Below are 24,161 nucleotides of genomic sequence, written 5' to 3' on the forward strand. Positions count from 1 at the left end.
CTAGAGTTCTCCACCTAAAGCTGTTAATAAAGCGATAAAAGCTTGTTTCTGACGAGTTTGTAACTGTTGCAACGTCGCTTTTTGCTGTATTAATAATTGTTTTATTTCAATAAGTTGGGGATAATCAATAATTCCTTGAGTATATCGTGCTTGGAACAGTTTGTAATTGGATTCTGTAATGTTGAATGCCTGGTTTTGTGCTGCAATTTGTGTGTTAAGTGTTTTTAAGGTAGATAATTGATCACTAACCTGTTGTAAGGAATTTAAAATTGTTTGATTATATTGATTCACTGCAAGTTCGAATTGTGTGTAGCTTACGCCAAGGTTTGCTCGCCTGGCACCTAAATCAAAAATAGGTAAATCAATAGCGGCGCTTGCATTGTCATTTTCAAACCATATATTAAAGGCCTTATTAAAATAAACGCTTTGTACGCTTAATAAACCCCTCAAATTTATATTAGGAAAAAATGCAGTTTTAGCGACATTAATTTGATGGGCTGCTGATTCTGTAAGTGCACGTGCCGAAGCAATATCAGGTCGTTGCGCAAGAATATTTGCAGGAATTATTTTGGGGAGGACAAGTTGCTTTTTGTCATAGGTGAAAGCAGCAACATCAACTTGAGTGGTAAAAGGATTTTTTCCCATTAATACAGCAAGTTGATGGCGTGATTGCATTTCTGCTCGTTTGAAATCTTCAACAGAGAGTATGGCTGTTTGGTAATTTGCTAACGCCGTTTTTACTGGAATATTTGATGCAATGCCTTGTTTTGCACGGTCTAAAATGATGTCTGCAAGTTGTTTTAGCAACCGTACATTTTCTTGTGCTAAGCGTTGCTGGATAATACTATTTTGTATTTCAAAATAAGTTGTTGCAACTGCGGCACTCAATACCAGTCTGGTTTCAGCCAGATCCATTCGTGTGGCAAAAGACTCACTGATTTTGCTTGCCAGGTTTTCCCTGTTTTTTCCCCAGAAATCAAGTTCATAATTAAATTGGAAACCTATTTCTGCAATGTTTGCTTGATTGACCCTTGTTAGAAGAGGTCGTATATCCGGAGGTATGGTTCCACGAATGGGGAAGTATGCTTTTTCTAAATAGCCATCAAGATTAATTGCCGGCCAAAGAGTAGAATAGGCTATTTTTGCAAGCTGTTGGGAACGATCAACTCGTGCCTTGGCACTATGGATATTGGGAGCGTCATTTAGGGCTATAGAAATGAGCTGGTCTAATTGTGGATCATTAAAATGTTTAAAATAAGATCTTGATTTATTTTTAGGAATTCTATAAATATGCTTCACAGATAAATTATCCGTTTTAATGGGCTTTGTCTTGGTCTGAATTTCACCAAATAAAGAACAACCCGTTACGGTTAACGCGGTTAATAGGCTGATGATGAAGGTTATGCGCACATTTAAATCCCTTTTTGTATCAGGTTTCGTACTTTATCAACATTTTAAAAGAAAAACATTAAGGATCAACTGACTAATTGATAATGAATAGAATTTATGGGTTTCTAAGTTTATAAAATATGAACTAGAATAATTTAAGTAACACTAAATAAAAAGTAAAAGAGAGGAATATCATGGATATATTAAAAAAAATAGTGATGATGGGTATTGTTTTGACAACACTTGGGTTCTTAAGCGCTTGTGGAACTGTAAATGGATTTGGTAAAGATGTATCTCATGTGGGTAAAGATATACAAAGAGCAGCGCAATAAATTTTTTATGAATTAGGGAACGGTTGATGTATAACCGTTCCGTAGCTCAAATTTGATTCTCAAGAGCCACGATACCTGGCATTGCTTGAATTCTACGATTTTTTGCTCCTAATTCTTTGGGAAAGTAGGGCTGCCATCGCCATGTGGGGAGGTCATAGTTTTGAGCCTGAAAAAGTTCATTTAAATAATCAATTAATGCATTTTTATCTGATAAGTCAGGAGTGATTTGAATGGTAAATTGATTTAATTGATGTTGTGTGATGGTGTAATCATCAAATTCAAATGGAAAAGAGGCCATTTTCTGGCGAAAGAGATCTGCAAAAACAGGGAAAACTTTATTTCCTTGGGTTGCATAACAGATATCACCTTCCCGACCTTCTATCCCTGCTAAGCGGGTAAATATGCCATTTGAATTTTCTTCAATCAACACATCATCTAGACGATAACGAATTATCGGCTGTGTCGTTCGCAATAAGTCGGTAATAATAGGTACAAATCGTCTATCATCTAACCATTCCTTTTCAATTATTAAATACTCTTCATTCATCAATAAATGATTATTCTCTTTATGACTAATTGCCAAAAAACCTTCCGTGCATTGATACACTTGGGATATTTGGCAATTAAAAGCGTTACTTATAATGAGTTCATCGCGAGGTTCTAGAACTTCAGCTACTGCGAATATTTTTTCAGGATTAATGGATAAACAATGCTTTTTTCTAGCTAAGGCCAGTAACACAGAGGATGGGGCAGATAAAATAGTGGGTTGTAGCTTGTTGAGGGTGGCAATGTGATTTTCAAAGTTTTCAGATAAATCAAAGAAATGGAATTGGATTTTTTTATTTTTATTTAAATTTGTGTACAGCTTATTATTTGCTCTGAGAAAGAACGCAATACGCTCCTTTCTCTTCAATCCTTTAGGTAATGTCTTGGCCATTAAGATGCCAGCCCAGGCGTCGCGTTCCCTGGCGCTGACAAGAAATAATCCGCGATTTCCTGAAGTTCCAGAAGAAAGCCCAACGGCAATATCATTAATTAAAGCAGAGAAATCACGCGTACGTTCCGCATTTAATGCTAAAGCTAAAGCCTGATCTTTTTTTATTTTTTGAGTATTTATCTCATCAAAATGTTCCATCATTATTTTTTTATTAATAATCGGCCATTGGGCAAAGGGTTTATCCAGATAAGGTTGATAAAAAGGTGATTTATATAAAGTTGTTTTTATTAAATTTTTAAACTTTTTTTCCTGATAGGCAGATAATTGTTCGCGTGATTTAAAACATTTTTGAAGATATTGAGTTTTAAAATAATAATAAAGAAGCCTAAAAATCATTATTGTTTTTCCAAAATGCGAGTACGTATCTGTTGGCAATGAGAAGGAATAATATCTATTGTCTTATTGTTATTAAAAAGGTGATGTAAATTTCTTATAGTTTGTTGGTATGCTTCTTTATTGTCATGAATTAAGTAAGTGACGTTACTGGGAAACACAAATTCTTTAAATGCTTCTTGGTGCCAGCAACTATCTGCAACTAAGAAGACCTCTTGCGTATTTTGTTCTGGAGGGTGAAATTGAGCACTTTTAAAATACAAACCAATTTGTCCTTTCGCATGCCCTGGTAGAGGAATAGCAATCAGGTTCTTGTCATCAAAAAGATCAAACCCTCTTGTAAAAGGAGCTAAATTGGATTCAAGTTGTATTTCATTTTTTAAAATCACCAGACGTTCATAAAAATCTTTGGGGAGCAATCCAGGTAAAAATCCTTGGAGTAAGGCTTTAATGCCTTTTTTATTGGATATATTGTTTATAGCATCTAAGTGACAGAAAAATTGGGCATTAGGAAAATCGTTTAAGCCACCTATATGGTCTGCATGAAAATGTGAGATCACAATCGCTTTAATCTCAGAGGCTTGAATATTTTTTTCTTCTAATTGTTGTTTCAGTGATTTTTTTAATGTCACGGGAGTTAAGCGTCTATAAAGTGAAAATGGAAATTTTTGGGTGAGCTCATAAAATCGGTTGCTGTAACCAGTATCGAATAAAATATAACCTTGTTTTGGATGTTTTATTAAAGCGCAAATTGCTGGATATTCGCATTGCTTCAAGCGACCATTCTTTAGGGTCATGCGTTCACAATGCTTGCAAAAGCCTGCTTCAAATAATTGATATTCAATCATGATGTTTGATACCACTGGGCAAAACGTTCAATGCCTTGTGCAATATTTATTTTGGGTTGATAGCCTAAATCTTTTTGAGCGGCATCAATATTCAAAGTTTGCCCCAAAGATAAAACCGCCGCGCTGTATTGGGTTAGGCGAGGCTCTTTGGTAATAAAGGGTAGGCTAAAAGCTTTTTCCATGCAGGTAGCGTAAATTTTTGCAACGGAATAAGGGATAAATTTAGGTGTAAATGGTTTTTGTAACGCATGGAAAAGCTGTGTCAGAATGTTTAAAAGTGTTTGGGGTTCATTATTGGTTATATTGTACTTTTTACCACAAAACTGTTGGTCTGCGCGAGCGGCTAGGAGCAAGCTTTCTACAACATTTTCAACGTAAGTAATGTCGATCACATTTTTTCCATCACCAATAATAGGCAAGAAGCCTTTCTTTTCATTCTTTAACAGACGAGGAAAAATTGCTCGATCATAAGGACCAAAAATAGCGCGCGGACGCAAAGTAATCACATTCAGATTTTTCTCTTGGTAGGCTTTGTCCACTACCGCTTCGGCGAGTAATTTAGTTTTTACATAATAATTTGCAGGTTTTGGCGGTAATGCCATATCTTCTTTGATGTTATATTGTTCCGTGAAATTAAAATAGATACTGGGGGAGGAAACGTATACTAATCGCGCATTTTCTGGAGTTGCTTCTATGATATGTTGTGTTCCTGCAACATTGGCTTCATAAAAATCCTTATAACATCCCCAGGGACTGGAAAGTGCAGCACAATGAAAAATGGTTTGAGCCTTTTGTGCTGTTTCTTTTAATTTGGTTTTATTTGCTAAATCTACGGTAATAAATTGGGCTCCTAGCTGGGTAATGATGTTGCCAAGTTGTTCATTACGTCCCAAGGCTATCACTTCGTGTCCGTCTTCCACTAAGCGTTTTGTTAAATTTATCCCAAGACAACCCGTTGCTCCCGTAACGACACATCTCATCTTAATACTCCAAAATCACGCCACCAGCTGCTAAGCCAGCACCTGTACCCAATAACAGTACTAATTGTCCACGGTGTAATTGATTTGTGTCAATGAGAGTAGATAATGCAGTGGGGATTGAGGCTGCAATCTGATTTCCATGATATGGGTAAATGGATACAAATTTTTCAGCAGGAATATTCAGCCTTTTTTGGATGTGATGCATGGCAAGTAAGCTTGCCTGATGCGGAATAAACCAATCAATATCCTGCATTTTTAAATTAGCTTTATGTAACAGGTTATCCATGAGGCTATCTAATAACCTGGAGGCTAATTTGAACACTCTTTTGCCTTCCATGTGGAATAAACCTTGTTCCCTATTTGTTAAAGGGTTTTTAGCCGGTAAGCGTGTTCCCCCTGCCTCTAATTGACAGAACGTAGAACCAATACTATGGGTTTCATGATGTGATGATAAAATTCGACTACAGCCATCACTTTTTTCAAGGATACATGCAGCAGCGCCATCACCAAAAATGGTACAGGTTTCCATGTCTTGCCAATTTAGACCTGCTGAAGCAATATCACTGGAAACAATAAGAATACGGTTAAATCGATTACCTGCGATTAAATAAGAAGCAATATCCAAGGCACTTACGAAACTTAAACAGGTACTGTTTACATCAAAACAAGCAATTCCCGATTCTTCCAATCCTAATTGTTTTTGGATTAATACTGAGGTACAGGGAATTGCTTGTTCACCCACACCACAGGCACTGATGATAGCATCAATATCGGCTAATTTAATGTTTGCTTGCTGTACCGCAGAGAGGGAGGCTTTTGCGCCCATGTAGGAAGTTGTTTCATCGGGTGAAACAAAATGACGTGAAATGAGCCCGGATTTTTTTTGTACGCTTCCGTTTGGTAAATTAAGTTTTGCATCTAATTCTGTAGAAAAAACTTTGTTTCTAGGTAAATAACGCCCCATTCCAGTAATTTTTACAGCAGGCATGTTGGATCCTTATTTGTTAACATTAAAGCTACTTTTAAATAGGTGGCTGCCACCTTTAATTTGCAGAGATAAAACATTAAGTATATTTTAAGTCATTAATTATACTGCATGGCTATTAATTGCTCAATTATTGTTTTATTAATTTTGATGAGAGAGAGAAACAAAACAAGATTTGAAACTGTCAACTCATTTCAATTCATGTTAAATTAGTCATTGATTTTACATGATTGACAAGGGATTGTAATTAGTGTTCGCTTCTATACGTCGTACAAGAATGTTATGTGGAGTACTCCTCAGTGCTTTTCTCCACACTTCTTGTATGGTTGGCCCAAACTTCCATTCTCCTGCGCCACCCAAGGTCAAACACTATACTGAAAAACCATTACCTGAAAAAACGGTAAAAACTGCTGGTTCAGGAGGCCAACAGCAATCATTTATTACCAATAAAGATATCCCACTTTTGTGGTGGGAGCTTTATCATTCCCCTGAAATCAATCAGTTGATACATACAGGATTAGCTAACAGCCCTACTTTGGTCGCAGCTTCCGCTGCGTTACGTCAGGCTCAGGAAAATTTAAAAGAGCAAATAGGTAATTCAATGTGGCCTGCTATAGATGTTACTGATGCGATACAACGACAGCGCTATTCAGGGGTACAAATCGGCATCCCCTCGGAGAGCGTTACTTTTAGCCTTTATTATACTTCTTTTAATTTATCCTATACTTTGGATGTTTTTGGTGGTGCGCGACGACAAATCGAAGCATTGCGAGCACAAGTTGATTACCAACAATTTGAAGTCATTGCCGCTTATCTCACATTAACGTCTAACATAGTGACCACTGCCGTAGCGGTTGCATCCTATCAAGCACAAATTGAAGCAACTCTTGAATTGATTCAGGCAGAACAAGGCATCCTTAACCTATTAAACAAACAATATCGTTTAGGGGGTGTTTCAAAAGAAAATGTATTAACACAACAAACTTTATTGGAGCAATCGAAAGCAACTTTACCTCCATTACAAAAGAGCTTATCTCAAGCGAAGCATGCATTATCTACTCTCGTAGGTGCATTTCCAGATGGACCTTTACCCACTATCCGTCTGGATCGCTTAAAGCTGCCTACAGAATTACCTGTAAGTTTGCCTTCAAATCTCGTTCGTCAACGTCCTGATGTACGAGCCTCTGAGGCTTTGTTGCATGCAGCTTGCGCGCAAATAGGTGTTGCTACAGCGAATCTCTTTCCACAGTTTACAATTAGTGCCAATGAGGGATGGCTTAATACTTCTTGGTCAAATCTGTATACTGCAAGAAATAATGTGTGGTCAGCAACAGGGACAGTGTTGCAACCTTTATTTCATGGAGGGGCATTACTTGCCCAACGACGGGCAGCAATAGCTGCTTATCAACAAACCGCAGCACAATATCAGCAGATTGTGTTACAAGCATTCCAAAATGTGGCCGATGTCTTAAGAGGATTAGAAGTAGATGCGCGCACCTTGCAAGCCCAAATAAGAGCTGAAGATGCAGCGCGGGCGTCTTTAAACCTTACTCTCAAACAATACCGTTTAGGTGCAGTGAGTTACATCAATTTATTAAACGCACAACAGCAATACCAACAGACGCGTATTAGTCGTATTCAAGCTCAGGCCACACGTTATAACGATACGGCGGCATTGTTCCAGGCTTTGGGCGGTGGCTGGTGGCATAAACCTTGGTGTGTCAAAGAGTGTCTATGATGAAAGAAATTTTCTTAAAAAAACAAATGATCATTATGCTAATTGCTGTAGGTATTCTTTTTGGCCTTATTTTTGGTTGGAAAGGCTTTAGCAGCTATATGCTGAAAAAATATCTTTCCCAGATGCAAGCACCTGCTGTTACTGTTTCGACAATGAAAGTTGAGGCTTCCTTATGGCAGCCAACTCTAAAAGCAGTAGGTAGCCTACGCGCTGTTCTTGGGGTTAATGTGACGACGGAGCTTGCTGGTATGGTGCAAAAAATCTATTTTAAACCGGGTTCTGCTGTGCAAAAAGGTTCTATTTTGGTGCAATTAAATGCAGGAACCGAACTGGGGCTGTTGCATTCACTGCAGGCACAAGTTGAATTAGCAAAAATTACTTACAAACGAGATAAGGCTCAATATGCAGTGCGTGCCGTAAGTAAGCAAACATTGGATACTGATGAATGGAATTTGCGTAATTTGCAGGCTCAAGTTGAAGAACAAGCGGCAACCGTAGAAAAGAAAACCATACGCGCACCTTTTTCAGGACAATTGGGCGTTAGAAACGTTAACCCCGGGCAATATCTTAATGTAGGTGATACTGTCGTTAGTTTGCAGGCTTTAGATATTATTTATGCAGATTTCTATTTACCGCAACAAGCATTGGCTCGTCTCGAATTAGGACAGAAGGTCAAGATGGTTACCGATACTTTTACAAATCAAGTTTTTCAAGGAACGATTACTACGATTGAACCAAATGTGGACAGTGCGACTCGTAATGTAGAAGTTGAGGCCACTTTTCCTAATCCGGATTTTAAATTGAAACCGGGCATGTTTACACGGGTTGAAGTGGAAGTGGGAAACAAGCAGAGCTATCTTACGATACCCCAGTCAGCAATTACGTTTAATCCGTATGGTGACATTGTTTATTTGGTTAAGGACAGTGGTAAAAAGGATACTAAAAATCAACCAATTCTTGTAGCACAACAAGTTTTTGTTACAGTTGGTGATACTCGTGGTGATCAAATTGCTGTATTAAAAGGGTTACATCAAGGGGATGTTATAGTGACCAGTGGTCAATTGAAGCTAAAAAATGGCAGTCAGGTCGTAATCAATAATCAACTACAACCCAGTAATGAAGCATCACCGAAGGTTGTTGAGAAATAATCTAAGGATTTGTAACAATGCGGTATACGGATATTTTTATAAAAAGACCAGTACTGGCTACAGTGATTAGCTTGATGCTTTTGGCTATGGGGTTACGTTCGATTAACTCTTTGCCAATCATGCAATATCCATTTACTGAAAATGCTATTGTAACAGTGACTACGACTTATACTGGTGCAGATCCTGATGTAATTGCCGGATTTATTACAACACCTTTGGAAAATTCAATTGCTCAAGCGAATGGTATTGATTATATGACATCAATCAGCTCGCCCAGCACAAGTACAATTACTGTAAATCTTCGCCTTAATTATGATCCGTTAAAAGCATTGTCGGATATTACGACTAAAGTTAATGCCGTACTAAATCAGTTACCTAAAAACTCACAGCAACCAGTAATCACTGTCTCAGTAGGCCAAACAATTGACTCAATGTATATTGGATTTTATAGCGATGAATTACCCATCAATAAGATTACCGATTATATAATTCGCGTGGTACAGCCTAAACTTCAAGCAGTAAATGGGGTACAAAATGCGCAAATTCTTGGAAACCAAACCTTTGCTTTGCGAGCTTGGCTGGATCCAGTTAAGCTGGCGGGTTATGGGATTTCAGCAGCAGAAATTGGTGCAGCCTTAGCGAATAACGATTTTATTTCCGCGGTAGGACGTACTGATGGTCAGATGTTTATCCAAAACTTAACTGCCAGTACTAACTTAACCGATGTGAATCAATTTAAGAAAATGGTTATCAAAGCCCAAAATGGGGCTATAATCCATTTGGAGGATGTGGCTACTGTTTCTTTGGGAGCACAAAACTATAATTCTTCTGTGAGTTTTGATGGGCGAACAGCAGTTTATGTCGGTATTTTGGTTGCACCTTCAGCCAATCTTTTAACAGTAATCGATGACATAAAAAAAATATTTCCTACGATTCAGGAACAATTGCCTCAAGGTTTAAACGGAAAAATTGTTTATGATGCGAGTTTATTTGTTCATTCATCAATTCATGAAGTTATAGTTTCCCTTTTAGAAGCGTTTCTTATTGTAACGGCAGTTATTTTTCTATTTTTAGGCTCTATGCGTTCGGTTCTTATTCCAATTGTTGCTATTCCTTTGTCTCTTATTGGCGCATTCTGGATTATGCTTATTTTGGGATACTCCATTAATCTTCTTACCTTATTGGCTTTGGTACTGGCAATTGGTTTAGTAGTTGATGATGCCATTATCGTTGTTGAAAACGTGCAGCGGCATATAGAAGAGGGACAAACTCGATTAAAAGCAGCATTGTTAGGTGCACGTGAGTTAGCCAATCCAATTATTGCGATTACTATTGTTTTAATTGCAGTCTATTTACCTATTGGTTTTATGGGCGGATTAACCGGCGCTTTATTTACGGAATTTGCTTTTTCTCTTGCGGGCGCGGTTACCGTTTCAGCAGTTATTGCTCTTACTTTATCACCGATGATGTGTTCTAAATTGCTCAAGATTGGAAATGGAGGTGCCAAAGAAAGTTTTATGGCTTATATTGATCGCTTATTTGCAAGATTGGAGCGGTTTTATGAGCGAATTTTAGCTTCTACCTTAAAGCATTTGTCTGTTGTTGTTGTCTTTGCGATAATTATTCTTGCCAGTAATTATTTTCTTTTTATCACTTCCGCTTCTGAATTAGCCCCACAAGAAGATCTTGGGGTGATCATTGCTCAAGTCACTGCCCCTGCAAATTCATCATTAGACCAAACCAAGATGTACGCCGATGAAGTAGGCAAAATTTTCAAAAAATATCCTGAAACCGATCATATTTTTCAAGTTGATGGATCCCAGGGATTAAATACTTCTATTATTGGTATGGTTCTAAAGCCCTGGGATCAGCGTCAACGAACAACAAATCAACTGCAACCGTTGATTCAAAAAGAACTAAAACAAATTGCTGGTGCTAAAGTAGCTGCTTTCCAACTGCCGTCATTACCCGGGGGAGGGAGTGGGCTTCCAATTCAATTTGTTATTACAACGACTGAACCTTTTGACAATCTGAACTTGGTGTTACAAAGTATTTTAGATAAAGCGCATAGCTCGGGTATTTTTGCCTATATTGATCCCGATCTCAAGATTGACCAAATTCAAACCAAGGTTAATTTAGATCGCGATAAAATTGCAGAGTTTGGTTTAACCATGCAAGATATTGGCAATTTATTTGGATCTGCTTTAAGCGAAGGGTATATTAATTATTTTAATTATGCAGGTCGCTCTTATCAGGTGATTCCACAGGTAAAGAGAGAAAGTCGCTTAAATACAGATGAACTACTGAATTATTATATAAAGACTTCTTCAGGGGCATCTGTTCCTCTATCTACTGTTGCTGAGCTACAACGGCAAATTGTCCCTGAATCGTTAAACCATTTTCAACAACTTAATTCAGCAACAATTTCAGCAGTGGCATTTCCCGGAGTGACTATGGGGCATGCGCTAGAGACTTTAGCCAATATTGCCAACCAAACTTTGCCTCAAGGTTATTACATCGATTATGGTGCCCAATCACGACAATTTATTCAAGAAGGGGCCAACCTCATTTTTACCTTTTTCTTTGCTTTAATTATTATCTTTTTGGCATTATCAGCCTTATTTGAAAGTTTTCGTGATCCCCTGATTGTTTTGATTAGCGTGCCTATGTCTATTTGTGGGGCAATGATCTTTGTGAGTCTAGGTATCGGACACGCTACGCTTAATATTTACAGTGAAGTAGGTCTTGTTACTTTAATCGGGTTGATAAGTAAGCATGGTATTTTAATCGTCCAATTTGCCAATGACTTACAAGCTGAAGGGCAAAAAAAATTAGCGGCAATTAAGGCAGCAGCTGCCATACGGCTACGCCCTATTTTAATGACTACTGCTGCAATGGTATTAGGTGTAATCCCATTAATTTTTGCAACGGGAGCAGGAGCGGAAAGTCGTTTTAATATTGGCTTGGTTATTGCAATGGGAATTTCGATTGGAACTTTATTTACGCTTTTTGTTGTTCCCGCCATGTATTTATTGTTAGCAGCAGATCATGCGAAAAGAGCAACCCCTGAAGATGAAGAATTTATATAGTTCAATTAAGCACATATCCCAACAATGAGATTGTAATTAAATGCTTCAAATCAATATAAACTATGGATTTGCCTCAAGCTATCTCGCTACATAGTTAATAGAACGTTTAAGCTGTAGGAGCTGTAATGAGGGTTGGTGCTTCATATTTTTTTGTGACGTCCTTCGTAGGTGCAGAAACAAACAAACCAAAGCGCTTTGTCAATTCACTTATTTCGGGAGGGTGATGCACTGCATTATTGACACCATCCAAAAGTTTTTTGCGAGTTGGAGTATATAAATGCAATGCCTCTAACAAAGATAGGAAACATATTTTTAAGAAATTAAAACTAAAAGTATTGGTTTGTCTGTGATTAAGGATAATACGTTCAAAATTAGGGTTTTTAACTTTATTTTTAATCAGATCCAAACGTTCCTTTACCTCTAAATGGGGGGTTTCTGCAATATCTTCAAGCTCCTTGATGCATTTGCTTTTCTGGTTTAAAGTTGTTTCACTTTCAAATAATGAATTATTTTTTTGTATCTGTACCGTAGAATAACTAAAGTAATTTTTGAATTGGGCTAAAGCGACTCGGACTGAATCAAGATGATAGTATTCGGCGTAATGTCTTTTTTCAAAAAGACTAATTTTTTCTTTTAACCGTTTTTGTATGTTTAAATTAATATCATTTGCTGTTTTTGATTCAGCGATGATTTCATTTCTGAAATTAAGCAAGTATTTTTCTAACTTAGCTTGATACTCTTTGTCTGTGTACTGCAGTCCAATGTGTCGATTGCAATAAAGTGTATAATGCTTATCAAAGGATTCTGTAGTATATTGTTCAACAAACGTAGTATTTTCTTTTTCCTGAACTCCAACTAAATCAGTAAGATAGGTTAATTTTTCTTCCGCAGTAGCAAGTCTCATTTCATGGGTTGCTTTTAAACCTAAATAGTAATGATGGCTTGCTTTGATTAATGCTTCGACTTGAGTGGGAGGATTAAGATGAGTTTTTAATCCGGAATTACAGAGTTCATCAAGTGCAAGATCTTCAGGATAATTGCTAGGTTCAATATTAATTTTTTTATCTTGTATTAGTTTTACAATTTTAGGGCGTGCTTTTTGGTAGGCTATCCGTAAATTCTCTTTATTTCTCTTTGTTTCTTCTTCTGATGGCAAAATACTTTCAGGATCATGATATAAAAGATAACATTGGTATAAATCTTCAATATCTTTATATTCATTTTCTATATTTTTAAGATACTTTTTCGCACTTTTAATTTGATTGTTCGTCAATACCGTTCTTTTACTCAAGGGTTCTTGATCACAAACTAAGGATAGATGGGTTTTGGAGTCTAAGCCAAACGGGTGTAGTAATCCCTTAAAAAATTCATTGGTTATTTGTCTTAAAGGTTCTGATAGTTTCCCCGGTTCTAATCCCAATCTATTTTCCCAAAGATCCGCTTCAAGAAGCATAGGAGTAAATACCGCAGATTGCATTTGGTTTATGTTGTTAAGAACCGCGTCGTGAGATGTCGTTGTGAATTCATTGAGTTTTTGAGTTAGCTCTTGGTACAGATAAATCATGTTTGGTGTTTGCAAGAACAATTTGAAATAAGAGTCAGAGCTTTTTATCAAGTTTTCAATGAATAAAGTCGCTTTTTTAGCGCGAATATGTAAGTCGTCGAGTTCTTCTGTAGTTAGATAATTCGTATTGTTTAAGGCCCTTATGTGTTTAGGTCCTATATAAAAGGCATTAAGGACATACCAAAGTGCATTATATTGTACCGTAGGTGAGCCATAACGAACCTGCTCTGGACCAACTTGGTATGCATCGGATTGCTCCTGGATAGTTGCATATAGATTTTGGGCTTTATCCTGCAATTCGCGAGCAATGAATCCCAGGTGAGGATCAGCAACTAAGCGCTGGGTTAGTTTAATGATTTCGTTAACGTGCCCATACGCTTGTAATAAATAATATACATAAAGACTTTTAGCACTGTTATTATTTAATTTCTCTAATTCAAGAACAATGCCTTCCAGATGGTACATACTGTTAAATATATCTTTTAAAGCACATACCTGTTTGCTTTGCGCTAATCTTCGGTTGTCATTCTCCATTTCGGGGAAAGGAACCCCTGCGTTTTGAGGTCTTAATTCGGCCCTCATTGCTTTATTAAATAGTTTTGTAATTTCAAATAAGGATGATCTAAACTCATGGATGGCTTTTGAGTAATTAGTATGTGAAATGACATAATGAGCTCTTTTATTTGCTTTGGGATCTAGATCATTGTGCTCATTTTCAAGAATAAATTTTTCTTGGGCCAAATCATAATAGGTTTGAGCCCTTGTTTGCCATTTTCTATGAGTTCTGCTAAAAAAAACTTGAAAATGGCGGTCTAAGTCCCTGAATGTATGTATCGAGGGCTTATCTTTGTTGCTTAACTTTCTATTTGATAATGAATCAACGATATATTTATCAAATTCCAGCGCAGCTTCTTTATTTTCTACAGGGACAGCACCAAGAAGATAGGATTGGAAAATACTATACAAATTACGGCACTGCTCCTTTACTTGAGGATCAAGATTCTCAAGGAGTAGTTTTTTTCCGCTAAGTTGAGGTCTTATAAGTTCTAGAAATTGGGCATATGCATTTCGAACAACTAAAAATTTATTATATTTATTTCGATACCACTGCCACATATCAAGAGCCTGATCAGCACTCAATTGCTCAGGATTTTGAAGTATTTTATTACTTTCTTCTTTTTTAAAATGAAGCTTTGCATCTTGTTCGCGTTTAATTTGTAAGTTTTTTGATTCCTCTTCAGAAAGAAAACTCTTTTTCGAAAAGTCGTAATAAAATTCACTTTTATCTTTCCATTTGGTAAAGAACTCTTTATCCTTTTTCTCTTTCGATTTTTCAAAAAACACCAGAATCTCTTTATCCAGTTTTAAAAATAAAGAAGTAGCTGGGGCGTCTAAAATATCCAAGGGTTTATTAGCGAATAAATCAACTAAATATTGTTCAAAGTTTTGCGCGGAATCTTTAAGATCAGATGATACCAAAAACTTGAAATAGGGTTTAAAAGTTTGATAAAAATTTTGACATTGCTTTTTGGTCTCTTCATCAAGATTAGTGAGAAGCAGACTGTTGCCATAAAGTTCTGGTTTAACATCTATTTGTTTTTTTATAAGTTGTGAAAAGCGAATATAAGCAGATTGAGCTTGTTGAAGTTCACTTTTGTTAGACCAGTCATAATTTATTTGATTAAAAAACTCCTGGATATTTTTATCAAGATTAAGAAAAAGTTTTGTAGTTGGGGCATCTGTATTTGTTTTTTTTGTAAAAAATTCGCTCAAGTGTTGCTCTAGGCTTTTGGCTGCATCTTGATATTGATATGTGGTAAACGCGCACAGATAAGGCTGAAAGACGTTGTATAAGCGCTGACATTCATTTTGTAATGTGCTTTCAAGCTTATTCAACGCTAAATTGTTTTCTAGTTCAGGCTGGGCTGCTATTTGTCTTTTTACTATTTGGGCAAAACGAATATAGGCATTTTGTACACGTTGAAATTCGGCTTTCGTAAGCTTGAATTTTTTATGGATGTCTTTTTCAATTTGTAATGGTCCGGACTCATCAAGAGAATAGACATTTTCTTTTTCACTATAAGGAAATAAAAATAATTTGGTGTTTTTGTGGACTGATTCGATGAGATCTTTATTTAAATTAATATGAAAGAGTTGGCTGTTTTCCGCTTTTATAATTAAATCTTCCACAGCCTTTTGTTTTTCTAAAACAAAGCGTATATGATCTGCGGGATATTGTCCCCTGAGCAAACGCCATGGTTTCTTTAGATAAGAGTTCCAATCTTCTTTTTCTGCGTTGAGTTTTTCAATAATTAATGTATTGAAATCAATGTCCAGCTTAGACATGTAAGGACTAATCAATTTATAATTTTTTATCAGCTCTTTTTTAACCTCTGGGGGAAACTGATATATCCGAACGTTTGTATAACGAGGATCATTTAATATTTCGAAAAATTGGGAACAGGCTTCCCGTGCTTTCTGGATTTTGTACAATGCCTTATTTGCCTTATCAATTCGCTTGTAGGACATTTCCAATCTTGATTCGATAAAGCGTGGATCCTCAATCTCAAGTAGTTCTGCTCCCTTAGTTTTAAAGTCGACTGCTTTTTTAGGCAGATAAAGAATTGCCTCATAGAGTACTTTCACTTTTTCCATCAGGGGAACTGACAATGTTCCCGGTTTTAACATGGCATTATCTTCAATTTTGTCGACTAAACCAAATAAAGTGGGTATTAAACTATATTTTAAATAGGCTAATTTATCACGGACTAAATCCTGGGATGAATCACTTAGCTCTCCTATTTGTTCCAGTGAGCTCATGGATAAGGTAATAATATTGCGTATGATATGGATGTAGTTTAAGAACTTAAGTGAAACAAAAACGCTGCCACCCTTTAAACTCTCTAAATCATTTAATAAGTGAAGTGCGGCATTTTGTAACTCGTCTAGCTTTTCTTTATTAAGTTTAGGTTCCGATTCTTTAATTTGAGATGAAAATTGTTGAATATGCTGGGTTAGCTTATCAATATAACTAGGTAAGACCGCACTGAATTGGGTTAGAAAATTATAGTCCACATCCCCATCAAGAGGGCGCAATTGATCAACCGTAATCCCAGCCACTTTTCCTGCATTGTAAGCTAATGGCTTAGGTTGTAATGCGTCTACTATAGCCTGTTGTTCCTCTACATGATTTTCTGTAAAACCCTGGATTTGACTGAATAGTGGCAATATAACGGCTAATTCTTCACTAAACATGTCTGTTAAATCGACATCTAAATGAGTCAGCAAATAGCTTGCTTCGTAAGCTGAATCAACAGTCTTATTCCAAAGTGATTTCAAATCAGTATAAGGTTTATTTCTAACATCAGCATTTTCTAAATCTATAAAGGTGCGTCGCCCATGGTAAAGCGCATTAATTAGTTTCTTAATCTGAGAAATATTATCAGGATCGAGGGAGTAATCAGTAAAGGGGGCCCATTGAATATGGCCTTTTCTTGCAACAGCTGAAAGTATATTTGGTTTAAGTGCGGTTAATACAAATGGGTGGGTATGTTTCTTTTTTGCCGTTAGATTGATAATTTCGGGCATTAATGACTCTAAATTTTCAAAAGAAAGATTAGAGTTCGGGTTCACTTTAAGTTCTTCTTTTTTTATGAGGCCGGTAACTGTTTTTCCATTAGGATCAATCACCGTATATTCAAATCCCTCATTCAACATACGAACATAAAAGAAACCTTTTTGAGGCGTCACCATGTCAGACATTAACGCCAGCTTATATTTAAAAGGGGACGGGGAAGCAGGTTCTTCCAAGACCGCATCTTCGATTGTTTCGCCATTGGGGGCTATGACCGAATAGGTAATTTTTCCTTGATTTTCCCTAACATAGAGTTTACCGGGTTCTAATTTTGTTTCATCGGTCATGAAACAAAGTTCATAACGTGGAAAAAAAGGAATTAAGCGTGGGCTAACGTGTTTGCTGTAGAGGATTTCAAATAATTTTGTATCAATGCGTTCTAATAATTTTGATATCTGGTTTCGTTTAAATGACTCTAATAATTTTATATATTCTTCAATCATTACAGATACCCAAAAGATTTGATCTCAAGCATTTTACAAAACAATACTTAAGTCAGTATTAAGAATACTTCAGTTTGGTAATATTTTCATCTAAAACTATCGATAAATCAATGAATCAACATAAAAAAGTCAGTAGAATTAGTTTGCAGAGGGTGCATGGGGATAGGTTATTTTTTTAGAAAATAGAATACGATGCATTCGCAGATTGGCGCGTTCAGGCCAATAACCTTAAGAATGAACTTTAATCGAGAGTTCTAAAATAAAATCCGCAACAACTTCTTGCAAGGTTGGGTAATCGGTGAACGCTTTTATATGAATCGGTTTGGTAACCCTTTCGCCTGAATTTTTTGATTCTTGTATCATCGTTTCAACTAATGCGCCTTCAGAACAGACAAAGTAGACATCTGATTCTGGTCGGCGTAAAAACTGCGCCTGAAAGGATTTGAAAGCAAGGGAGATCTGGCATTGTTTTTGGGTTGCATGATAAAAGCCATGTAATCCTCCTGCGAGATCAGCTCCTACCGAAAGGGCGCCAAAATACATCGAATTTAAATGATTGCGACTCCGCCTCTTCAGAGGCAAACGAATGACTATTTCCGTATTGTTAAGTTTTATGATGCGAGGTTTTAAATAACCAATCATTGGTACTTTAAAATGACCGAACTTCCAGAGAAAAAACTTAAAACGGGTCAAGAGGTTCATGGATTATCCTTTTTTACCATATCAACGCTTTGAATAATAAAACGATCAAAAGGTTTTGTTACTACCATGGAAAAGGCAACCATTTCATTTAGTTCAGGAACCAGCACAACTGAATCAACCCGCCAATAGTGGACTCCATTAGAAACTCCTTCACTTTCAACAAAGGGGTCCGTTGCAAATTTAGGGTTAAGGGTAAGATGTTGTGCCCTTACAATTTTTACGTATCCCCCTAAGAATACGAATATAGCATTCCAGGCGTTATCTGAATAATTTTTACGAAATGCCACATGGTCTTTGAATTTATAATTGTAATCTATGGACAGAGTATTCAGGATAATTTGTTTTACCCATTGGCACACTTCAGCATCAGTTTGCGCATAGAGGTTCAACGAGGAAGTAGCAAGTACAAGGTATAGGAGTGTTTTTTGTAAAAGAGATTTCATTTTAAAATCCTTTTTTAGTTCAAAATTAATGATTTATGTATTCATTGTAGCATAATTAGGAGTTTGAAATGCGTACAAAATAAACTTAAACCCCTGATAAAAACAGTCTAAAAAAATACGAGCTATTTGTGCAGATACTTAATTAGGTTAAATGCTCCACATTTTTATCGTATTATCTTATAATTTAGCCTCTTTAAGTAAAAAAACAATAGGCTATTTTTAAGTCATTGATTGAAATATATGCATGTTATCTCTATACGGGGCGCAAGAACCCACAATTTAAAAAATCTCGATTTGGATTTACCACGAGATAAAATGATCGTCATTACAGGGTTATCTGGTTCGGGTAAGTCTTCTTTAGCTTTTGATACCTTATATGCGGAGGGACAACGCCGTTACGTAGAATCTTTATCCGCATATGCCCGACAATTTTTGGCTATGATGGAAAAGCCTGATGTTGATTCTATTGAGGGTTTATCCCCCGCCATTTCTATTGAGCAAAAAGCAACTTCTCATAATCCTCGCTCAACAGTTGGGACTATTACTGAAATTTATGATTATTTAAGGTTACTTTATGCCCGAGTTGGAGAGCCACGTTGCCCGACCCATCATGTGAGTTTACATGCACAAACCATTAGTCAAATGGTTGATCAGGTTTTAGCTTTGCCTCTTGATAGCAAGGTGATGATTTTGGCACCGGTAGTTCGAGAACGAAAGGGGGAACAGGTTCAGCTCTTACAACAATTACAAGCCCAAGGTTATGTGCGAGCTCGTATTGATGGTGAGCTTTATGAATTGGATTCCCCACCTAAATTAGGTTTACGCACAAAGCATACTATTGAAGTAGTGGTGGATCGTTTTAAAGTGAGGCCAGAAATTGCCCAACGACTCAGTGAGTCATTTGAAAATGCCCTAAATTTAGCCGAGGGCCTCGCGCTCGTGGCATCCATGGATAATCAATTCAATGAACTGGTATTCTCTTCAAAATTTGCATGCCCTGAATGTGGCTATAGCCTCAGTGAATTAGAACCCAGACTTTTTTCGTTTAATAATCCGGTAGGTGCGTGTCCTGGTTGTGATGGGCTCGGTGTGGATCAATTTTTTGATCCAGAGCGGGTGGTTCATGATCAAACGGCAAGTTTAGCTGAGGGGGCTATTCGTGGTTGGGATAAAAAAACTACCTATTATTATTCAATGCTGGAGTCACTTGCGGCGCATTATGGGTTTGATACAAATACTGCATTTTGCGATTTGTCTGAAGATATCCGCCAAGTTATTTTGTATGGAAGTGGACAGGAACTGATCGAGTTTCAATATCATAGGCCTGGGGGCGGACATATGGTAAAGCGTCATTCATTCGAAGGTATTATTCCTAATATGCAACGACGTTATCGTGATTCTGATTCAGGAATGATTCGTGAAGAACTTGCCAAATATTTATCGTCCAGACCTTGTTTGAGCTGCCAGGGCGCAAGATTACGTGTTGAGGCACGCCATGTCTTTATTGATAATAAAAATTTACCTGAAATTACAGCCTATTCGATCGAGAACGCGTATGATTTTTTTAAAAATTTGCGTATGACGGGATACAAGGGTGAGATTGCCGCAAAAATCAATAAGGAAATTGTTGAGCGATTAGGTTTTCTTGTTAATGTGGGCTTGGATTATCTTTCGTTAGCGCGCAGCGCTGAAACCTTATCAGGTGGTGAAGCACAACGTATTCGTTTAGCCAGCCAAATTGGTTCTGGCCTTGTTGGTGTGATGTATATTCTGGATGAGCCATCCATTGGCTTGCATCAACGTGACAATGATCGATTATTAAAAACCTTAATGCACCTAAGAAATCTAGGGAATACGGTTATTGTTGTCGAACATGACGAGGATGCTATTCGTAATGCTGATTTTGTTTTAGATATAGGTCCGGGTGCAGGTGTACATGGAGGTGAAATTGTTGCTAGTGGCACACCTCAGGAGGTGATGCAAAATCCAGCGTCATTAACGGGTCAATATCTATCAGGAAAGCAGTCGATTTCCATTCCTGCAACTCGATTAGCAGTAAATCCAGAAAAAATGATCCACCTAAAAGGGGTGGTTTGTAATAATTTACTGGGTATTGATGTGAGTATTCCTTTAGGTTTAGTTACCTGTATTACGGGAGTTTCTGGCTCAGGTAAATCGAGTTTGATTAATGATACTTTATATCCGAGTGCAGCAAACTTGTTAAATAGAGCTAGTTTATATACCCCAGGATCAGCGAAAGAAATTTTAGGATTAAATTTGTGCGATAAAGTGATCGATATTGACCAGAGTCCAATTGGGAGGACGCCTCGTTCTAATCCTGCTACATATACAGGTATCTTTACCCATATTCGCGAATTATTTGCGGCTACCCCTGAGTCTAGAGCCCGTGGCTATCAGCCAGGACGTTTTAGTTTTAACGTACGCGGTGGCCGCTGCGAGGCATGTCAGGGAGATGGGCTTATTAAGGTTGAAATGCACTTTCTTCCGGATATCTATGTCTCCTGCGATGTATGCAAAGGCAAGCGCTATAATAGAGAAACTTTGGACATTCAATATAAAGGAAAAAATATTCATGAAGTTTTAGAAATGACAGTTGAGGATGCGAGCCATTTCTTTTCGGCGATTCCTGTGTTGGCCAGGAAATGTCAAACGTTGATGGATGTCGGTTTGTCTTACATCAAACTGGGGCAAAGTGCAACGACTCTTTCAGGAGGAGAGGCACAACGAATCAAGCTATCGCGTGAATTATCCAAACGGGATACTGGAAGTACTTTATACATACTTGATGAACCAACGACAGGTTTACATTTCCACGATACCAAGCAGTTATTGGCTGTTCTATTTCGTTTGCGCGAGCAGGGAAATACCGTAATTATTATTGAACATAATTTGGACGTGATTAAGACCGCAGATTGGATTATTGATCTGGGACCTGAAGGGGGCAGTAAAGGCGGACGTATTGTAGCTACAGGAACGCCTGAGCACGTAGCTGAATGTGAGCATTCCTACACGGGAAAATTTTTGAAACCTATTTTGCAAGCATCATAAAACTCTATTTAGAATTCTACGGAAGTGACTTTACGTTGAACGCAGGTTAATTAAAACAAGTTACGCTTTAACCGCATCGAGTTCCTTAAAACGATGATACAGGTAAAAACTTAGAGGCAAAAGTATGGCCCAGGTAATTCCTACAGAGAAATAAAAGGGGTAAGTTTGTTCGATAACCACTATCTTACATGTGGCACCAATTTTATAAGCAAATGGCATCAAAAAAAGAGTAAGCAAAAACCAAATGAAATAATACCGCGTCAATTTTTCATTAAGAATTATCAAATTTAAGCCAAAGCTTAACCAAATACATATCATCCATGGAGGGGTGAAATAAGGAGAAAAAGGGTTGGCTTTAAAATAGATAAAGTGTTGGTGCAACCAAATTGTATCGGTAATAGATCCAATTAGACCAATAAAAAGGGCAAAATAAAGCGCTTTTAAATAAGGCAGGCGATTAATAAATTGCCAACTAATTTGCACTGCAATAATCAAAAACCCAATAATTGGCCCAAGGTATATTTCGTTTTGTGCTGCAAAATAAAAGCAGGCTATCCAACATAAATAGTAGGATAAAAAATGGATGCACCACCCTAATTTACTTTTATTCATTGATTTATCTCATTTTATAATCCGTTGATAGTCAACTCTATTTTACAGGAATTAATTCATTTATTTCTTTACTAATAATAGATAAAAGTGTAGAAACCTTACCTTAGTTATCCTGTTTTTTTTATAATTTTAGGTCTATAACTTAATTGTAGGAAATTTTGCATAGGACATAGAAATGAGTACTTTCTTTATTGTTTTAATAGTTATAGTAGTACTTATCTTGATATGGGCTATTAGTATCTACAATACCCTAATTCAATTTATTGAAGCAATTAATAATGATAAAAAACAAATCGATATTCAATTGGATCGTCGATTTAAAGTTTTTGAGTCTTTAATTGAAGCGGTAAAAAAATATATGGATTACGAACAAACGACTTTAAAAGATGTAGTAGCGCTACGTAATCAAGCTCAAGCAGCAAAAGCCTCAGGGGACGAACAGGGACGTATTGCTGCAGAAAATCAAATCTCTCAAATTGCATCCGGCCTTAATGTGGTATTTGAGCGATATCCTGATTTAAAAGCAAGCCAAAATGTAATGCAATTACAAGAGGAAATAGTCAATACCGAAAACAAATTAGCCTATTCGAAACAAGCATACAACGACGCTATAGAGCGTTATAATGCGAAGAAAAAATCATTTTTTGAATCAATAATAGTATCTATATTTCCTTCTTCCCTGGATAAGGATTTTGTTTATTGGGGACTTTCTGAGGAGCAGATTAAAGTTAAAGAAGATTATACCGTGAAATTTTGAGTTTAAAAATGAGTCTTGAAGATTATGATAGTGAAGCTGTAGATTGGCGTGACCAAATTCGGCGAAATAAGCGCAAGACATTATTGGTGATGATGTTTTACGTTGGAATTTATTTTGTTGTTGGTTGCGTCGCTGATGTTGCTATATTACAAGCGCTTTATTTTCCTCATATTACTCTTGAACAAAGTGTTCTCATATTGCTCCAGCTGCAAGTTATTCCTTATGGCACCATTCTTATGGTTGGCTTTGCCGTAGTTTCATTAATTATCACCTATGCATTTTATGATCGGATTATGTTATTGGGTACCGATTATCGCGAAATTACTCCGGAATCAGCGAATAATTTACAAGAAAAGCAACTCTATAATGTCGTAGAAGAAATGGTGATTGCTGCTGGATTAGAATACATGCCTAGTGTGTACATTATTGAAGCTGACTATATGAACGCTTTTGCAAGCGGTTATAGTGAAAAATCGGCAATGGTAGCAATTACTCGAGGCTTAATGGAAAAGTTAGATAGAGCAGAGGTCCAGGCCGTGATGGCTCATGAACTAAGCCATATTCGCCATCTTGATATTAGATTAACATTAACAGTTGCTGTCTTGAGTAATATTCTCTTAATGGCTGTTGATGTTTTATTTTATTCTGTCCTTTTTAGAGGCGATGATGAGCGGCGCGAAGATAATCGATTGTTTATGGTTATTATGATTCTACGCTATCTCGTGCCTTTAATTACCGTCTTATTGACCTTGTTTTTAAGTCGAACACGAGAATATATGGCGGATGCGGGATGTGTGGAGTTAATGCGTAATAATGAGCCTTTGGCTCGTGCTTTACTTAAGATAAGCGTTGATCATAAACAATATGCAACACGTTATGCAGAAGAGTACCGACATACAGCTCATGAGCAAGTTAGACATGCCTCTTATCTTTTTGACCCCTCAGATATTGATCCTGTGAAGTCACTTAACACGGCATTCACAACACACCCTACTGTCGATCAGCGTTTACGAGCATTAGGATTTAAACGTAAGCAAGAGAAATAACTTCGTAAGTTCTGGCTAAACTCATCTCCAAGAGCCAAGCGAGGGATTTTCG

The 24,161-nt window shown here is 37.0% G+C and carries 16 protein-coding genes; 7 read left to right on the top strand and 9 right to left on the bottom strand.

Annotated features, from left to right (window positions below):
* A complete protein-coding gene (locus EKG34_RS06310; protein ID WP_003633001.1) occupies positions 1–1,410 on the bottom strand; it encodes an efflux transporter outer membrane subunit in 1,410 nt (469 codons plus the stop codon).
* Positions 1,411–1,583: 173 nt separating this feature from the next.
* Between EKG34_RS06310 and EKG34_RS06315 the strand changes: the two genes are divergently transcribed.
* Positions 1,584–1,721: an entericidin A/B family lipoprotein gene (locus tag EKG34_RS06315; protein WP_003632999.1), complete on the top strand. Its 138-nt coding sequence runs from the start codon at positions 1,584–1,586 to the stop codon at positions 1,719–1,721.
* Between the two features lie 46 nt (positions 1,722–1,767).
* Here the strand turns inward: EKG34_RS06315 and EKG34_RS06320 are convergent, their stop codons facing one another.
* From EKG34_RS06320 to EKG34_RS06335, 4 genes are read right to left on the bottom strand one after another with little or no spacing between them, the layout of a single operon-like run.
* On the bottom strand, positions 1,768–3,054 hold the full coding sequence (locus EKG34_RS06320; protein WP_003632998.1) for a F390 synthetase-related protein: 1,287 nt from the start codon (positions 3,052–3,054) through the stop codon (positions 1,768–1,770).
* The gene (locus EKG34_RS06325) at positions 3,054–3,899 is read right to left on the bottom strand and encodes an MBL fold metallo-hydrolase (RefSeq protein ID WP_003632997.1); all 846 of its coding nucleotides are present in this window, start codon (positions 3,897–3,899) and stop codon (positions 3,054–3,056) included. The genes EKG34_RS06320 and EKG34_RS06325 overlap by 1 nt, the downstream gene beginning before the upstream one ends.
* On the bottom strand, positions 3,896–4,879 hold the full coding sequence (locus EKG34_RS06330; RefSeq protein ID WP_003632996.1) for an NAD-dependent epimerase/dehydratase family protein: 984 nt from the start codon (positions 4,877–4,879) through the stop codon (positions 3,896–3,898). The genes EKG34_RS06325 and EKG34_RS06330 overlap by 4 nt, the downstream gene beginning before the upstream one ends.
* 1 nt (position 4,880) lies before the next feature.
* Positions 4,881–5,867, bottom strand: a complete 987-nt coding sequence (locus tag EKG34_RS06335) for a beta-ketoacyl-ACP synthase III (RefSeq protein WP_003632995.1) — start codon at positions 5,865–5,867, stop codon at positions 4,881–4,883.
* A gap of 247 nt (positions 5,868–6,114) precedes the next feature.
* Here EKG34_RS06335 and EKG34_RS06340 point away from each other — a divergent pair, with 247 nt between their 5' ends.
* From EKG34_RS06340 to EKG34_RS06350, 3 genes are read left to right on the top strand one after another with little or no spacing between them, the layout of a single operon-like run.
* A complete protein-coding gene (locus EKG34_RS06340) occupies positions 6,115–7,602 on the top strand; it encodes an efflux transporter outer membrane subunit (protein WP_012978814.1) in 1,488 nt (495 codons plus the stop codon).
* Positions 7,602–8,750, top strand: coding sequence for an efflux RND transporter periplasmic adaptor subunit (locus EKG34_RS06345; RefSeq protein WP_003632993.1), 1,149 nt, complete (start codon positions 7,602–7,604; stop codon positions 8,748–8,750). Before EKG34_RS06340 ends, EKG34_RS06345 begins: the two co-directional genes overlap by 1 nt.
* Positions 8,751–8,767: 17 nt before the next feature.
* Positions 8,768–11,839: an efflux RND transporter permease subunit gene (locus EKG34_RS06350; RefSeq protein ID WP_012978816.1), complete on the top strand. Its 3,072-nt coding sequence runs from the start codon at positions 8,768–8,770 to the stop codon at positions 11,837–11,839.
* A 106-nt stretch (positions 11,840–11,945) separates the two neighbouring features.
* On the opposite strand, the gene EKG34_RS06355 is transcribed toward EKG34_RS06350, so the two are convergent.
* The 3 genes from EKG34_RS06355 to EKG34_RS06365 form a co-directional block, all read right to left on the bottom strand.
* On the bottom strand, positions 11,946–17,480 hold the full coding sequence (locus EKG34_RS06355) for a hypothetical protein (protein WP_003632989.1): 5,535 nt from the start codon (positions 17,478–17,480) through the stop codon (positions 11,946–11,948).
* A gap of 228 nt (positions 17,481–17,708) precedes the next feature.
* The gene (locus EKG34_RS06360; RefSeq protein WP_012978817.1) at positions 17,709–18,182 is read right to left on the bottom strand and encodes a PaaI family thioesterase; all 474 of its coding nucleotides are present in this window, start codon (positions 18,180–18,182) and stop codon (positions 17,709–17,711) included.
* Entirely contained in the window at positions 18,179–18,625 is a 447-nt protein-coding gene (locus tag EKG34_RS06365) for a hypothetical protein (RefSeq protein WP_003632987.1), read from the bottom strand. The genes EKG34_RS06360 and EKG34_RS06365 overlap by 4 nt, the downstream gene beginning before the upstream one ends.
* Positions 18,626–18,865: 240 nt before the next feature.
* Here EKG34_RS06365 and uvrA point away from each other — a divergent pair, with 240 nt between their 5' ends.
* Positions 18,866–21,694: an excinuclease ABC subunit UvrA gene (gene uvrA, locus EKG34_RS06370; protein WP_003632986.1), complete on the top strand. Its 2,829-nt coding sequence runs from the start codon at positions 18,866–18,868 to the stop codon at positions 21,692–21,694.
* Positions 21,695–21,754: 60 nt separating this feature from the next.
* Here uvrA and EKG34_RS06375 read toward each other — a convergent pair whose 3' ends face one another.
* Entirely contained in the window at positions 21,755–22,306 is a 552-nt protein-coding gene (locus EKG34_RS06375; RefSeq protein WP_003632985.1) for a DUF2878 domain-containing protein, read from the bottom strand.
* Between the two features lie 175 nt (positions 22,307–22,481).
* Between EKG34_RS06375 and EKG34_RS06380 the strand changes: the two genes are divergently transcribed.
* Together EKG34_RS06380 and htpX are read left to right on the top strand one after the other, a co-directional pair.
* Positions 22,482–23,063, top strand: a complete 582-nt coding sequence (locus EKG34_RS06380) for a LemA family protein (RefSeq protein ID WP_003632984.1) — start codon at positions 22,482–22,484, stop codon at positions 23,061–23,063.
* 8 nt (positions 23,064–23,071) lie between these two features.
* Entirely contained in the window at positions 23,072–24,109 is a 1,038-nt protein-coding gene (gene htpX, locus EKG34_RS06385) for a zinc metalloprotease HtpX (RefSeq protein ID WP_003632983.1), read from the top strand.
* Positions 24,110–24,161: the final 52 nt, after the last annotated feature.

This window comes from Legionella longbeachae (genome assembly GCF_004283175.1).
GTDB lineage: Bacteria > Pseudomonadota > Gammaproteobacteria > Legionellales > Legionellaceae > Legionella > Legionella longbeachae.